Below are 15,097 nucleotides of genomic sequence, written 5' to 3' on the forward strand. Positions count from 1 at the left end.
GCGGCCCGACCCCCTCCCGGCCCCTGGCGGGGCCGACCTCCCCCTATCAGGGGGAGGATGAGACAGATCGCATCCTTTGTTTTGTCATCTCGGCGAAAGCCGGGATCACGTGCAACGAACGCATGCGGGTGTGGCCCAAGCCCCCGGCGTCCGCCGGGGGGAGCAGTGAGGGAAATGCGGAGGAGGTTATCGTGAGCCTGCTGCCTGTTGAGGAAGCCCTGCGCCGGGTGCTGGAGGGGGTTGAGCCCTTGCCGGCCGAGGATGTGTCCTTGCGCGAAGCCACCGGGCGCATATTGGCCGAACCGGTCAAGGCCATGCGCGATCAGCCCCCCTTTGATGCCTCCTCCATGGACGGCTATGCCGTGCGCGCCGAGGATGTGCAGCAGGTGCCGGTGGAATTGCGCGTCATCGCCGAGGCGCCGGCCGGCCATGCAGCGCGGGTAAGCGTCGGCCCCGGTGAGGCGGTGCGCATCTATACCGGCTCGCCCGTGCCGGAAGGGGCGGATGCCATCGTCATTCAGGAGCATACCGAACGCATCGGCGATATCGTGCGCGTGCTCAAGCCCGCCGTGAAGGGCCGTTTCATCCGCGAACGCGGCATGGACTATCGCGCCGGCGAGATCCTGCTCGCTCCGGGGCAGAAGCTGGGTGCGCGCCAGATCAACCTCGCCGCCTCGCTCAATGCTCCCGTCTTGAGGGTGCGTCGCAAGCCGAAGGTGGCCATCCTCGCCTGCGGCGACGAGCTGGTGCTGCCCGGAGAGGAGCCGCGCGATGATCAGATCATCGCCTCCAACAGCTTCGGGCTGGCCGCCTTTGTTGAGCAGCACGGCGGCATACCCGTGGACCTCGGCCTGCAGCCGGATGATGTGGATGCCATCGCCGCCGCCATTGAGAAGGGCCGTGAGGCCGATGTGCTCATCACCATCGGCGGCGCCTCCGTCGGCGATTACGACTTCATCGGCGATGCCTTCGAGCGCCTGGGCATAGCCCGCGATTTCTGGAAGGTGGCGCAGCGCCCCGGCAAGCCGCTCATGTTCGCCCGCCGCGATCATCAGCGCATCCTCGGGCTGCCCGGCAATCCGGTCTCGGCGCTGGTCTGTGCCTTCATTTACTTGCGTCCGCTCATGGCGAAACTCCTGGGCACGGCGATGACCCCGCGCACCATCCGCGCGCAGCTTGCCACGGATCTGCCGGAAAATGACGAGCGGCAGGATTACCTGCGCGTGCGCCTGCAAACGGATGAGAAAACGGGTGAGACGCTCGCCCTGCCCTTCTCGCGGCAGGACAGCGCCATGCTGAAGGCGCTGGCACAGGCCGACGGGCTGCTCATCCGCCCGCCCTTTGCCCCTGCCCTGCCGGCGGGATCGCCGGTGTCCGTTCTGCTCATCGATTTCTGATTTTGAACCGCAAAAAGGTGCCCCATGCGTGCCAAGGCCGGAAAGGATCCCGCGCGCCATGCCGAAAAAATGCGCAAGAAAGCGGCGGCGCGCGCCAAAATCATGGCAACGAAACAGATCGAAAAGGGCCTGCTCATTGTCAACACCGGCAAGGGGAAGGGCAAGTCCACCGCCGCCTTCGGCATGGTGCTGCGGGCGCTGGGGCATGGTTTCAAGGTGGCGGTGATCCAGTTCATCAAGGGCTCCCGCGACATCGGCGAGCGCAAGGCGCTTGCCGCCTTTGGCGATCAGGTCTCCTTCTTCGCCTGCGGCGAGGGCTTTACCTGGGAGACGCAGAATCTGGAAAAGGACCGGGCGCTGGCCCGGCGCACCTGGGAAGAGGCCTGCAAGGCCCTTGCCGATCCCGATATCCGGCTTGTGGTGCTGGATGAAATCAACGTCGTGCTCAAATACGGCTATCTGGATCTCGAGGACGTGCTGGCCACCCTCGCCCGCCGCCCGGCCCTTCAACACGTGGTGGCCACAGGGCGCAACGCACCGCCGGCCTTGATCGAGGCGGCCGATCTCGTCACCGAAATGTCCCTCGTGAAACACCCCTTCCGCACCGGCGTAAAGGCCCAGCCCGGCGTGGAATACTGAATGATTTTTCAGAAGCGTTGAGCCGAAAAAAGTGCGCGCCCGGCGGGGGCAGTGACCGGGCGCGCGACCAGACCGGAAAACCCAGGCCATATGGCCTTGGTCATCCGTCTGGCATTCGAAAGCGGGCTGCCACACTCTGTTTCAGCCTGCGTGCAGCCCGCATGAAACCCGTTTTCCCTGAGGGGATGCGTAAATCAGGATCAAGGAACGCGCTCTTGCTGCGGCATGAAAAGTGTGCGTGGCCTACGAAAAAGGGCGCAGGATTTATGGGATAATGGGCCTGAGCTGAAGCGAAAGGGGTGCTGCGCCTCACCAGAAGCGGTATGAGCAAGCGCGTGGTCATGCGTGCGGGCGCGGCGGCAGCGAAAGCGGCCCTGTCTCTCTTACGCACGCAGACCCTGTTACGCATTCGTCTTGAACTCCCCTGCACTACCGGTGCAGGAGAAATTACGCAGGCAGCAGAATTGCCGCCTTGATGAAAGTCACAACCGATCTCTCCTACCCCGGTCGCCATACAGCTTATCATTCCATGGCGCCCGGGTCATGGCGGAATGAACATAGTTTTGCGGCCGGTCACGAATTTTTGACAGGCTGACGGAAGGTCACCTGTCGGTATCACCGGGCTGATTCGCCGTTGCGTCCTTGCCTGCTTCGGCAGCGCCCTTGCCGGACGTGCCCGCATCAGCGCCGGCAGCGGAAGATTGTTCCTTCGCCGGCGCATCGGGCAGGTCGTTCACGGTCTTCTCCTCCGCCTCGATGAGATCGGACAGGCGCTTGAGGAAATAGCTGCCCAGAGATTCGGAGAGGCCATATTCCCAGCCGGCGGTTTCCTTGCGGATTTCCTCGGCGCGCTTCTTGTCCTTGCCCTCCTTCAGCACATGCACCTGCACCCAGAGCGCCTCGCCCTCGCGCCAGACGTCATAGCCGACAACAAGGCCATCCTTGGTTTCCACCTCCGCCTGCACAAGCGGCGGCTCCTTGCGCGTTTTGGCCTTGCGCACCAGCTCGAAATCAAGCTGGGCCATGTCGCGCGCCAGCGAGGCGATCTGGTAATTCGGCTTTTCCTTGGCGCCTTCCGGCTTGTTCACGATCTCGAAAAGCGCCTCATCCCCCTCGCTCTTGCGCTTAAGCTTGCGCACTTCCACCACTTCGCCATCCTTGTGGCGGATGCGCCCGCGCACCACATCATCCCGCGGCAGATCGACGGCATAGTGATCCACAAAGCGCGTGATCGCCGGCACGGGCCGCACCAGCCCCTCGACAAGCCAGACCCGCTCATCATTCGTCAGGCGGACATACTGCCCGCTCTTGCCGGCGCCGAGGCGGTCATAGGCCGGCTTGCCCAGGATGACATCGGCGATCACCGCGCCCTTGCCATCGCGCACGATCACGCGCGTGCCCTGTGCGCCCTCCTTGCCCGGGGTTTCCACATCCAGGGTGCGATAGTTCTTGGCCAGCCGCGTCTTGGGCTCGGCCTTGCGCAGCTTGAGCAGCCCCAGGAGCAGCTTGCGCACCTTGGCATTGTCGGCCGGATAGAGATCGGGGCCGGCATACCAGCGATCCCCCTTGCGCACGAGCTTGAGGCGTTCCTTGCCGTCATCGACCACGATCTCGATTTCGGCCGCATCCTTGCCGCGTGTCTCCAGGGCCGGCAGCAGCGGCTCGCCGCGGCCGGGCTCGATGAGAACGGCATGGGTGGCCCGCCAGCTCCAGACAGCCAGCGCCGTGGACACCATGGCCAGCACCAGCAGGATCACCAGCGTGCGCGTGCGGATCATGGTCTTGCTCCCTCATCAAGCCTTCTGCCGTTCACCGCCTTCATCCTCCGTTTCACTTCAGCCTTCGCGCGCCAGCCGCCGCGCCCTGCGCGCCTGAGCCCGGCGCATGAGCGCCACGATGACGGCGATGATCGCCACGATGATGGCAACCCCGGCGATGTTCACGGCCTTCAGCCACAGGCCAAGGCGCTCGATATCGCGCACCAGGGCGCGCTGCACATCACGCAGGGCGCGCCTAAGCTTGAGGATCTCCGCCCGCACCTTGAGGATGAGCTCGCGATCCTCCTCGGAGATCACCACCCGGTTGCCTTCCACGCGCGCGGTGATGGAGCTCAAGCGCTTCTCGGCATCCTTGAGCTTCTCCTGCAGCTCCTTCTCACGCTGACGGAACTTCTGCTCGGCCTGACGGCGGATGGCCTCCACGCGCTCGAAGGGGCGCTTTTTCAGGCTGCGCCCGCGCAGGCCCGACAGAGCCGCACCGCCGGTCATCTGCTCCAGCGCGTTCAGAAGCAGCGTGGCGTTGTCTGCAGCGGGCAAGATCAGGGTCTTACCCGGCGAAAGCTCCCGGCGCTGGGCCCAGAAGCGATCACTGAGCAGATCGGAATCGGCAATGACCAGCAGGTTGACCCGCCCCTTATCGCGCAGGCCGGAATCGTTTTGGGCCTTGGCTTTTTGAGGCGCCTTTTCAGCCGTCTTTTCCGGCGTCTTTCCGTCAGGGCCGGCCGTCTTGCCCGCCTGTTCCGCCTTCTTGTCCGCCTTTTTCGCACCGTCCTTTTCGGCAAAGGCCGAGACGGCCTCACCAGTGATGCGGGCGGCCAGCACCGCGGGCTTGCCGGAGGGCTTGTAAGCCGCCAGAAGCTCCACGGGATTGGGCACCGCCAGCTTGTCGGTGTCAAAAAGCATGGTCTTTGGCGTGGAGCGGATGAGGGGCGTGAAGGTCACCTTCGCATCCTTCGCCTTTTCCAGCGCACCGACGGAACCGGCCAGAACGAGGTTGACGTTGGTGAACAGCGGATCGTCCGGCTTGACAAAGGTCTTGCGCTCAAGCTGCAGCCAGACGAGATAGCTGCCCACCTGTTCGCGCCCGCCGAAACGGAAGACCACGCGCCGGGCCAGCTCGATATCGCCGACCACGCGCTTGAGCTTCAGCGACACGCCCCAGCTCTTCAGCATGCGCACGATGTCGTCATCCTCGCGCAGCACGCTGTTGTCGATGAGATCGGGAATGGTGGCGGAGGCTTCGTTCCAGGGATCGGCAAAGACGATGACCGGCTTGCCGGATAGTGCGAAATCATCCACCGCCCGGGCAAGGTCCTCGTTCATCTTCACCGGCGTGGCGATGATGAGGGCATCGAGCGGCGGCAGGTCCTTCGCATCCTTTTCAATGGGGCGCACATCAAAGAATTCGCGCAGCTGCAGCATCATCGCCCATTCCTTGCGCGCGCCCCGGAAAGGATCCATGCCGCCGAAGGCGGGCAAGGCGGTGAGCACGCCGACGACCTTGCGGCGCGGGTTGTTCAGTTTGTGCACCAGGCGGGTGAGATCATATTCCAGGCGGCTGGCCCGCTCGGCGGAGAGGAAGGGAATGACCTCCTGCTGATCGGTCATGTTCTCGCCGATGATGCCGAACCAGGCATTGCGCCCGTCACCCAGCGGAATGGCCTGCAGGCCGGCGGCAATGGCCCGGTCCTCCTCCGGCGAGAAGGGTTCGGGATCTACAAGCTCCACCCGCAGCTTGCCGCCGGAGAGATCGGCATACTGACGCAGCAGCGCCTGCACCCGCGCACCGAATTCGGCATAAAGCGGCGCCTTTTCGGCCAGGATCTTGGAGAAATAGAAACGGATGGTGATCGGCTCCTCAATGCGCGCCAGCTCCTTGCGGGTGACGTCGGAAATGGTGAACAGCCGCTCCTCGGTGAAATCGGCGCGCCAGATGCGCAGCATCTGCGAGGCGAACAGGTTCACTCCCGCTAAAGCCACGAAGGCGAGCACAACAGCAATGAGGGCGCGCGCCCTGTCGCTCAAGCCCCTGCTTTCGGGCAGCTGCGGTGTTGCGCGGTCGGTTTCGGTATTCTTCGGCATGGCGCTGTCAGTCCGCCTTCTTCAGTTCCACAACGATCACGTTCACGAAGAGCCAGAACAGGATCATGCTGACCCAGTAGACGACATCGGAGAGCACCACCACGCCGCGGTTGATGGAGGCAAAATGCGTCATGGCCGATAACGCGGCGATGGCATCCACTGCCGCCTGCGGCAGCACTGCCCGCGCCGCGTCGAGCACGATGGGCGTGCCGGCGGTGAGGAAGATGAAAATGAGAAGCGCGGCAAGGATGAAGGCAATGACCTGATTGCGGGTAATGGCCGAGGCGGCCGCGCCCATGGCCAGAAACACACCGGCAGTGGCCCAGGAGCCGAGATAGCTGATGGCGATGACGGCGTTGTCCGGCTCGCCCAGCCAGTTGACCGTGATCCACAGCGTCATGGTGGCCACCAGCGCCAGCCCCATGAACAGCCAGCCGGCCAGCCACTTGGCAATTACCGCCGTGGTGGTGGTCAGCGGCAGGGTCATGAGCAGCTCAATGGTGCCGGTGCGCCGCTCCTCCGCCCACAGGCGCATGGAAATGGCCGGGGCCAGCACCAGAAACAGCCAGGGCAGATACTGGAAGAAGGGGATGAGATCGGCAATACCGCGCTCGTAGAAAACGCCGATCTGAAAGGTGAAGACACCGGCAAGCGCGGCGAAGATGACCACGAAGACATAGGCGATGGGTGTTGCGAAATAGGCCGTGAATTCCCGCTTCACCAGGGGCCAGAGTGCTTGCATCATCTCACGCCTCCCCTGCCGTTTCCTTCTCCGCCTCCGCTGCGGCTTGCGCCGCATCCCCTGCCCGGGGCTGGTTCTTGTCCTCCCCGCCCAGGGTGAGATGGCGGAAGGCCGCCTCCAGCGAAGGCGTATCGCCCGGGGCCATGGCGGCGATCTCCTCTGCGGTGCCGTCGGCGATGATGCGGCCGCGGGCAATGATGACGGCGCGGGTGCAGACGGCGGGCACCTCCTCCAGAATGTGGGTGGAGACGATGATGGCCGAATCCCTGGCCATCTCGCGGATGAGCTGCCGCACCTGATGCTTCTGGTTGGGATCGAGACCGTCGGTGGGCTCATCGAGAATGAGCACGTCCGGCTCATGCAAAATCGCCTGGGCCAGACCGACGCGGCGGCGATAGCCCTTGGAGAGGGTCTCGATGGTCTGTCCCCACACGCTTTCCAGGCGCGTGCGCTCCACCACCTTGTCCAGCGCCTGCCGCAGGGCCGCGCCCTTCAGGCCGCGCACCTCGCCGATGAATTTCAGAAAGCCCTTGACCGTCATCTCGCCATAGGCGGGCGCGCCTTCCGGGAGATAGCCGAGATGGCGGCGGGCGCCGACGGGATCAAGCTGCACATCAATGTCGCAGATCAGCGCCCGGCCGGCATCGGGCCTGAGAAAGCCCGTGGCCATTTTCATGGTCGTGGACTTGCCTGCGCCATTCGGGCCCAGAAAGCCCAGGACCTCGCCCTTCTCCACGGAAAGGGAAACCCCTTTCACGGCATGAATGGCGCGAAAGCGCTTGTGCAGATTCTCGAGCCGCAGCGAAGCCGGCATGGTCGATCCGTCCCTGATCCTAGGCGTTTCGTGACATCTCTCTTGGAACGCGCCACCGACAACGGGCGGCTGAAGAGTGTCAAAAAGACGTGAGCGAACAGACGCTTGAGACTGGCTCTTTCATAGTGATCCCGTCTGACAAACTCAAGTGAAGAGCTTTTCATGCATCATCCGGCATGATCCGGCATGATCCGGCATGCACGCATGCCTCCTTTCAGCCCGTCTCGCCCTTCTGCCCGCTTCAGGTCACTTGCCGCCGGAAGTGCGCAGTTCATGGAAAAAGGCGATGATATTGGCAATATCTCGCTTGGAGAGGATGATGCCCTGCATCGGCCAGTGCGGCTGGCTCAAGAATCGGGCAATGGCGGCATCGGAATATCGGGAAGGATTGGCGGCGATGTCGGAAAACGGCGGCGCCTTCACCGCGGGCTGCAGCTTATCCGGCGGAAAGCCCGGCACCAGATGACAGCGTGTGCACAGTTCGGCGATGAGCGGCCTGGCCTTGCGCGCATCGCCCACACCGATACCCGACTCCTCATTTGCCGCATGCGCTACGCTGAGCGGCGTCAGCATCAGCATGAAGGCGAGTGCGATTCCCGACATGCGCATGGCTCAAGGCTCCCTGGATGATTTTCCGATCCTTGCAGGCGAAGATGCGCCGCCCCTTACCCAATTCCACGAAGCGGCATGCGCGGGCAGCTTGGCGCATGTGCCCCGTTTTCGGACATGACTTGCATCAAGGCGGCGGCTATCTTTTCGGCGCAGAGATGGAGATCATCGGATGAAAGATCAAGTCCGTCCGCGTTTCGGGAGCAGTTTCATGAAGACGAAGGCTTTGCGCAAGACCACATCCGCCCTGCTCGGTTCTCTGGCCCTGATGCTGAGCGCCGCATCGGCGCTCTCCGCGGAAGATACGATGGAGGCCATGGAGGAGTTGGCGTTTGACATCGTCGGCTTCAACGGGCGCGGCCTCTATTACGGGATTGAGGAATTCGGCTTTGACGCCAAAGGGCGGCCGATGGCGAACATTCGCATCTATGATCTGCGCAAGGATGCGGAAATCGACCGTTCGCCGATTTCTTATGTGGAACAGGAGAAGATCCCGGAAGGCGTGACGAAGGCACAGGCCATCGACCGCGCCCGCCGCGGTGTTTATCGCAAGGCGCAGCGGATCATCCGCTTTCTCTCGCTCGTGCCGCGCGGACACATCATCTACGCCAAGAAGGGCGAGCGCCCCAAGGCGCTGCAGGTGGCCACACCGCCGCTTTCCGGAATGATCACCGTGGAGACCTTTCCCCTGCCCTCAGAGCGCTGCAAGGGGATTGAGACCAAGGGCCTGCGCGTGAAAATCACGCGCATGGACGGCGAGGAGCTCCTGCATGAGGACAAGAGCCTGGGCAAGGACCGCGGCTGTCCGGTCGACTATTTCGTCCGCGCCGCCAATGTCTATGAGCCCTATGCCGATTCCGTGGCCCTCGCCGTCGTTCTCGGCGCGCTCCAGCCCAAGGGACAAAAGCCGCAGGTACACAATACCGTCATCGGCCATGTGTGGATCCGCGGCATGAAAAAGCCGATGCAGTGAAGCTGACCGCCATTTTGGCGGCCGTGTCTCTTTCATCGCCCCCTCAAGCAATGCGGCCGATCATCCCGGCCGCGTAAGGACGCATGCATGAAGTATGAATGAGGCCATTGCCACCCGGCGCCGTTAAGCGGTGTGGATATGATTCGCCTGTAGCCTGCATCTCCTTGCACCGCAGTGATGTTCTGTTGCTACCAATGCGTGTCGGGCGCGTGCATGCCATCCAAATTTGGCCAAAATTCTTTACCATTTCATGGAAAAGCGGCTGCGTTCCTGTGGACACCGGCGGGCACACGGGCGATCCCGACGAAGGAATGACGGCTTGCGCGGGCTTTTTCACTCGCAAACATCGAAAAAATCGCATATAAAGATATGCGTTAAGTCAGAATGTTTTACAATGAAGGTTGCGACGATTTGCCTCTTGCAGTCATGGCGTGTGCCTCTTATGCCCATGCCGCCCTTCGGCAAGAGGTTTGGGAGTCGGGAAACGGGGCGATGCTTTCAGGAGGGACGTTGTGAGCATCGCCATTGAGTTGGGATGAGAACGCCAACAGGCCCGGCGCGCTTGGCGTGCGGGGCCCATGAAAACAGGCTCTGGAAAGACAATGGCTACGGCAACGACAAACGCTTCCGCTCCCGCTGTCATCGGATCAGAAAGCGCCGCCCGTCCGGAGGCGGTTTCGGTAAAGGATCTGCTCAAGGATGCCAAGCGCGCCAGCGAGATCCTCAAGGCCATGGCGCATGAAGGGCGTCTGATCATCCTCTGCACCCTGTATGAGGGAGACAAGTCCGTCTCCGAGCTCGAATCGATCCTCGAGCTGCGCCAGCCCGCCGTTTCGCAGCAGCTGGCCCGCCTGCGCGGTGACAAGCTGGTGACCACCCGGCGCGAAGGCAAGATGATCTACTATTCCATCGCCGATGAGGATGTGCGCGCCATCATTGCCTTCCTCTGCGATCTGTTCAAGAATAAGCAAAAACGCCGCAACGCCGCGCACTGAGGCGAAAGGCAAGCCTGACCCTTGTGGGTTTCATGGCGCCTGAAAACGGCGCGTGACAGGCCTTTTGCCATGGTGGTTTCGCCCGGCGAACAGGGAGCGGAAAGGCTCATGTTTTGTGCCTTCATCCGCGCTCTGTTATGGTTCGTTGGAGCAGGCCTGCCTTTTGGTTTCAAGCGCGCGGCCCGGCGGCATCAAGGAGGAAGGCAGGAAGGGCCCCGTGCTTGAGGATCATTCGGCTGAGCTGATCATCACCCTGCTCGGATTTCTGGGCGGCGTCATTCTCGGGTTTGCCGCACGCACGGCGCAGTTCTGCACGCTCGGCGCTATTGAGGAATGCTATTATGGCTCGGAGCGCACGCGGCTGCGCACATGGCTGCTTGCCATCGGCGTGGCGGTGGCGCTGACGCAGTTTCTGCACATTGCCGGCCTGGTGGATCTTTCCCGCTCCTTCCGGCTGGGATCGCAAATTCCCTGGTTCGGCGCCATTTTTGGCGGCGTGCTGTTCGGCTTCGGCATGGCGTTGGTTGGCACCTGTGCCTTTGGCATGCTGGTGCGTCTGGGCGGCGGAGACATGCGCGCGCTCATTTCCACGCTGACGGTGGGCATCGTCGGCTTCATGACCATGAGCGGCATCTTCGCCCGCTGGCGTCTGGAATATGTGGATTCCATCGCCATTGAACTGCCGCCGCTGTCGCGACAGGGGCTCAACGACCTGCTCTTTGGCCCCTCCCTGCAGGGGCGCATTCTGGTGACCGTCGCGGTTGTGCTCGCCACCGCCGGCTGGGCCCTGTCGCGCCGGCGCTATCGCCGAAACATCGTGCAGGTGCTCGCCGGCATCGCCATCGGCGCCACCATCGCCTGGGGCTGGTTTATCACCTCCACCTTCGGGCAGGATCAGTTCTATCCACATCAGCCGGAATCCTACAGCTTCGTGCGGCCGATCGGGCAGGCACTGCTGTGGTTGATGACGGCTTCGGGCTCCTCCGCCTCCTTTCTCATCGGCGGCGTGTTCGGCGTGCCGGCCGGTGCGTTTCTCGCCGCCTGGCGCAAGGGCGAGGTGCACTGGGAAGCCTTCGATGATGCGCGCGAGATGCGCCGGCATCTGGCGGGCTCGGCCCTGATGGGCGCAGGCGGAATCATGGCGCTGGGCTGCACCATCGGCCAGGGCATGACCGGCATCGCCGCCCTTTCGCTCACCTCCTTCATCGCGCTGGCGGGAATCGTCATCGGCGCCCTGATCGGCATTCGCTATCTGGTGGAAGGCCACATTCCCGATCTCTGCCGCCTGGTCTCCCGCCTCTTTCCGCCGCGGGAATCCTGATCTCATCATCACATCAGCAAACAGAGCGCTCAATTCCGCATGGCGCGCATACCTTGCTTCATCACGCGCAAGGGATGATTCACCAACAAGGCGCAAAGATACCAAAAACAACCGTTGATTAAGGCTTGTGCGGCACACTCCATGGTCAGGGAGTGTGTGTCATGCGCAAGCAGTTGTTGACGCGTATCTGGTTCGGAGTCTTGAGCGCCGCATGTCTCTCCGCCGCCTTACCGGCGCATGCGGATGAGGGAGCGAATGCGCAACTGTCCCTGGCCAGGGCGGGACTGCGCCAGGCCCTGCGTATGGGACAGCAGGGGGCCGATCTTGCCTGCATGAGCCTGGCGCTCTATCACGAGGCGCGTGGCGAGCCACTGGAAGGTCAGGTGGCGGTGGCGGCCACCATTCTCAACCGTGTGGCCTCACGCGCCTATCCGGACAGCATCTGCGGCGTTGTCTTCGAGAATGCGAAGGCCTTCAATGCCTGTCAGTTTACCTTCGCCTGCGACGGACGCAGCGACATGCCGGGCAACCCTGTGGTGTTCGCCCGCATGGTGCGGCTTTCCGCACGGATCTTGAGTGTGGCGCGCACCCCCGCGGCCCAGAGCCGCACCGATGCCGAACGACAGAAGATCCGCCGCATTCTCAGGCGCTTCATCCTGGCCACCCACTATCACCGCCATGATGTCTATCCCTCCTGGTCGCGGCGGATGGGGCGCATCGCGCGCGTGGGCAATCACGTCTTCTTCCGCTCGCTGCGGGTTTTGCGGCTGATTCCGGACACGACCCGGCATGACAATGTGCGCGTGCTCTTCTCCGTGGATGAACGCCTCGCCGGCCTGCAGCTGTAAGGCCCTGTTCCTTATCTCGCTGATGCCGCGGTGCGTATAATGGCTTAACGCGCCTGGCCTTTCAGCGGCGCTCGGCGAAAAAGGCGCGCAAAAGGGCGCTGGCCTCTTCCGCGCCTATGCCTTCATAGATTTCCGGCACATGATGACACGAAGGTGCGGAAAAGATGCGGGCGCCATGATAGACGCCCCCCATCTTCGGGTCTTCGGCCGCGAAATAGAGCCTGCGGATGCGGGCAAAGGAGATGGCCTGTGCGCACATGGGGCAAGGCTCCAGCGTGACATAGAGGTCACAGCCGACAAGGCGCTCGCTTTGCAGACGCCGGCAGGCTTCGCGAATGGCAAGCATTTCGGCATGGGCGGTGGGGTCTTTCTCTTCGCGCGTGCGGTTCGAGGCCACGGCCAGCACCGTGCCATCCGGCGCGGTCAGCACCGCCCCCACCGGCACCTCGCCTCGTTGGGCGGCGGCTTTCGCCTGTTCCAGCGCCAGGCGCATGGGTTCCGGCAGGGGAAACATCGGCCCGCTCATAGGTCTTTTTAATCCCTTCACCATCATGATTGCATTCGCCGCCTATGCCGGAAAGGCAGGATGCACCAAAGGCTCTTGCTCCCGCAGCACAACGCGCCTACCTCATGGGGCATGAATACGCGCAACGGACAAGTGAAAAAAGGCGAAAGGCTGGCGCGGCGCATCGCGCGCGCCGGTGTCTGCTCGCGCCGACAGGCGGAACGGCTCATCGCCGAGGGGCGCGTGCGCGTCAACGGCAGGGTGGTCGATACGCCGGCGATCAACGTCACCGAAGAGGACGAGATCCTCGTTGATGACACCCCCCTGCCCCGCCCGGAACCGGTGCGGCTGTGGCGGTATTACAAACCGCGGGGGCTGGTGGTCAGCGAGCGTGATGAGCGCGGCCGCCCCACCATCTTCGATTCGCTGCCTCCCGATCTGGGGCGGGTGATCACGGTTGGGCGGCTGGATCTCAATTCGGAAGGTCTGCTGCTGCTGACCAACGACGGGCGGCTGGCCCGCGCGCTTGAGCTGCCCTCCCACGGCTGGCGGCGGCGGTATCGCGTGCGCGCTTTCGGAAATATCTCGCCCTCCGCGCTGGAGGCCCTCAAGGAGGGAATCGAGATCGACGGCGTGCGCTACGGGCCGATCGAGGCAACGCTGGACAGGGCCGAGGGCGCCAACAAGTGGTTCACCTTCGTGCTGCGCGAGGGCAAGAACCGCGAGATCCGCCGCATCTGCGAACATCTGGGGCTGAAGGTGAACCGCCTGCTGCGCACGGCCTATGGGCCGTTTCAGCTCGGTGCGCTCAAGAAAGGCGAGGTGGTGGAAGTGCCGCGCAAGCAGCTGAAGGAACAGCTGGGCCGGCTTCTGGACGAGATCGAGAACGCAAACGGGCCTTGAAGGCATGCGCATCATCTCCGGCAGTCTCAAAGGGCGGCGCATTCATGCGCCGGAGGGAGCCCAGACCCGGCCGACCACCGATAGGGTGCGCGAAGCACTCTTCAATGTTCTTGCCCATGCCGATTGGGCGCCTGCCCTGGCCGGGACGCGCGTGCTCGATCTGTTTGCCGGATCGGGCGCCTTAGGTTTGGAAGCGGCCTCGCGCGGGGCTGCCTTCGTGCTGTTCATGGAGACGGACGCCCGCGCCCGCGCCGCCATTCGCCGCAATGTGACGGATCTGGGCCTTGCGGGCATAACACGCATCTGGCGGCGTGACGCCACCCGCCCCGGGCTGTGCGCGCCAATGAAACCCTTTGACCTTGTGTTTCTTGATCCGCCCTATGGCAAGGGCCTGGGCGAAGCGGCCCTTTCCGCCCTGCCCGCCGGCGGCTGGCTGGCGCCCGGTGCGGTGCTGGTGTGGGAAGAGAGCGCGCGCAACGATGTGGCCATCCCGCCCGGCTATGCCCTGCGGCAGGAGCGCACGTATGGCGATACGCGCCTGATGTTCCTGCAACACGCCCCTGCTCTTGCCTGACCCGGGCAGACCTCGCGCACCCGCCTGCGCAAAAATGCATCTCTGAAATCGTCAACGCACTACCGTTCGCCTAATCCACCGTAACAGGCATCTCACCCCGAAAAGAGCACATATCTCAGATCAGAGAATCATGCACATGTCGCCCATGCCCTATATTGCATTGCGATATATGAAATAGACGACTAGGCCGTGTTTACATTTTCTTATTCGATGGGGATTCCCTTTGAGGCGTCAATGTGATTCAAGATCGCAAACTGAGGGAGGCGATCTTGATTCGACGGGCACTTACAGACCAGCAATGGGAACGCATTAAGGACATGGTGCCAGGCAAGGCCGGCGACCGGGGCCGTACTGGCACGGATACCAGATTGTTCATCGACGCCGTGCTGTGGATTGCGCGCACAGGCGCGCCGTGGCGCGATCTGCCACCAGAATTTGGCCCCTGGTATACAGTTTATACCCGCTTCTGGCGGTGGTCGCGCAAGGGCGTTTGGGAGCGCCTTTTCAAGCACTTGCGTGAAGATCCGGACTTTGAATATCTGATCATCGACAGCACCATCGTGCGGGCGCATCAGCATGCTGCCGGCGCAAAAGGGGGGCTCAGGATCAGGCCATCGGACGCTCGCGCGGAGGGCTGAGCTGCAAAATCCACGTCCTTGTCGACGGGCTTGGCAATCCTCTGCGTTTCATTCTCACCGCCGGTCAGGTGGCCGACATTGCGCAAGCCATTGATCTTCTCAAGGGCCTTTCCCTCAGCAAGGTGCTGGCTGACAAGGCCTATGATTCGAACGAACTGCGCGCCTTCATTGCCGGGGCTGGTGGTGAGACGGTGATTCCCTCGAAGCGTTCCCGGACAGTTACCATCCCCCATGACAGAGAAATCTACAAAGAACGCCATCTGGTTGAGTGTTTCATAA

At 62.9% G+C, this 15,097-nt stretch carries 14 protein-coding genes and 1 pseudogene; 9 read left to right on the forward strand and 6 right to left on the reverse strand.

Annotated elements, in window-relative coordinates; translation table 11 throughout:
- Positions 1–191: 191 nt before the first annotated feature.
- Together glp and cobO are read left to right on the forward strand one after the other, a co-directional pair.
- Entirely contained in the window at positions 192–1,397 is a 1,206-nt protein-coding gene (gene glp / locus EK16_RS03405; RefSeq protein WP_081910218.1) for a molybdopterin molybdotransferase MoeA, read from the forward strand.
- A gap of 24 nt (positions 1,398–1,421) precedes the next feature.
- A complete protein-coding gene (gene cobO, locus EK16_RS03410; RefSeq protein WP_038034713.1) occupies positions 1,422–2,036 on the forward strand; it encodes a cob(I)yrinic acid a,c-diamide adenosyltransferase in 615 nt (204 codons plus the stop codon).
- 602 nt (positions 2,037–2,638) lie between these two features.
- On the opposite strand, the gene EK16_RS03415 is transcribed toward cobO, so the two are convergent.
- The 5 genes from EK16_RS03415 to EK16_RS03440 all read right to left on the reverse strand — a co-directional run bounded on the left by EK16_RS03415 (position 2,639) and on the right by EK16_RS03440 (position 8,061).
- Positions 2,639–3,814, reverse strand: coding sequence for a DUF4340 domain-containing protein (locus tag EK16_RS03415; RefSeq protein ID WP_051928868.1), 1,176 nt, complete (start codon positions 3,812–3,814; stop codon positions 2,639–2,641).
- Between the two features lie 57 nt (positions 3,815–3,871).
- The gene (locus EK16_RS03425; protein WP_038034722.1) at positions 3,872–5,896 is read right to left on the reverse strand and encodes a Gldg family protein; all 2,025 of its coding nucleotides are present in this window, start codon (positions 5,894–5,896) and stop codon (positions 3,872–3,874) included.
- A 7-nt stretch (positions 5,897–5,903) separates the two neighbouring features.
- The gene (locus EK16_RS03430; RefSeq protein ID WP_038034785.1) at positions 5,904–6,638 is read right to left on the reverse strand and encodes an ABC transporter permease subunit; all 735 of its coding nucleotides are present in this window, start codon (positions 6,636–6,638) and stop codon (positions 5,904–5,906) included.
- A 4-nt stretch (positions 6,639–6,642) separates the two neighbouring features.
- A complete protein-coding gene (locus EK16_RS03435) occupies positions 6,643–7,452 on the reverse strand; it encodes an ABC transporter ATP-binding protein (RefSeq protein WP_081910214.1) in 810 nt (269 codons plus the stop codon).
- A gap of 246 nt (positions 7,453–7,698) precedes the next feature.
- Positions 7,699–8,061 (reverse strand): c-type cytochrome, encoded by a 363-nt coding sequence (locus tag EK16_RS03440; RefSeq protein ID WP_038034723.1) that lies wholly within the window; start codon positions 8,059–8,061, stop codon positions 7,699–7,701.
- A 211-nt stretch (positions 8,062–8,272) separates the two neighbouring features.
- On the opposite strand from EK16_RS03440, the gene EK16_RS03445 reads away from it, so the two are divergent.
- The 4 genes from EK16_RS03445 (at position 8,273) to EK16_RS11375 (ending at position 12,198) form a co-directional block, all read left to right on the forward strand.
- On the forward strand, positions 8,273–9,034 hold the full coding sequence (locus tag EK16_RS03445) for a DUF2259 domain-containing protein (protein WP_038034724.1): 762 nt from the start codon (positions 8,273–8,275) through the stop codon (positions 9,032–9,034).
- A gap of 602 nt (positions 9,035–9,636) precedes the next feature.
- A complete protein-coding gene (locus tag EK16_RS03450) occupies positions 9,637–10,029 on the forward strand; it encodes an ArsR/SmtB family transcription factor (protein WP_051928869.1) in 393 nt (130 codons plus the stop codon).
- Between the two features lie 217 nt (positions 10,030–10,246).
- On the forward strand, positions 10,247–11,350 hold the full coding sequence (locus tag EK16_RS03455; protein ID WP_197059591.1) for a YeeE/YedE family protein: 1,104 nt from the start codon (positions 10,247–10,249) through the stop codon (positions 11,348–11,350).
- Between the two features lie 161 nt (positions 11,351–11,511).
- Positions 11,512–12,198, forward strand: a complete 687-nt coding sequence (locus EK16_RS11375; protein ID WP_051928871.1) for a cell wall hydrolase — start codon at positions 11,512–11,514, stop codon at positions 12,196–12,198.
- A 61-nt stretch (positions 12,199–12,259) separates the two neighbouring features.
- On the opposite strand, the gene EK16_RS03465 is transcribed toward EK16_RS11375, so the two are convergent.
- Positions 12,260–12,724, reverse strand: a complete 465-nt coding sequence (locus EK16_RS03465) for a nucleoside deaminase (protein ID WP_231573587.1) — start codon at positions 12,722–12,724, stop codon at positions 12,260–12,262.
- A 111-nt stretch (positions 12,725–12,835) separates the two neighbouring features.
- Here EK16_RS03465 and EK16_RS03470 point away from each other — a divergent pair, with 111 nt between their 5' ends.
- From EK16_RS03470 to EK16_RS12490, 3 genes and pseudogenes are all read left to right on the forward strand, one after another.
- Positions 12,836–13,606 carry a pseudouridine synthase gene (locus tag EK16_RS03470; RefSeq protein WP_051928872.1) on the forward strand — a complete coding sequence of 257 codons (771 nt, stop codon included), beginning with the start codon at positions 12,836–12,838 and terminating at the stop codon, positions 13,604–13,606.
- Between the two features lie 4 nt (positions 13,607–13,610).
- Positions 13,611–14,180 carry a 16S rRNA (guanine(966)-N(2))-methyltransferase RsmD gene (gene rsmD / locus EK16_RS03475; protein ID WP_038034725.1) on the forward strand — a complete coding sequence of 190 codons (570 nt, stop codon included), beginning with the start codon at positions 13,611–13,613 and terminating at the stop codon, positions 14,178–14,180.
- Positions 14,181–14,416: 236 nt separating this feature from the next.
- A pseudogene (locus EK16_RS12490) lies at positions 14,417–15,097 on the forward strand (IS5 family transposase); the annotation flags it as partial.

Origin of the sequence: Thermopetrobacter sp. TC1 (genome assembly GCF_000746275.1) — a bacterium.
Lineage (GTDB): Bacteria > Pseudomonadota > Alphaproteobacteria > Rhizobiales > Aestuariivirgaceae > Thermopetrobacter.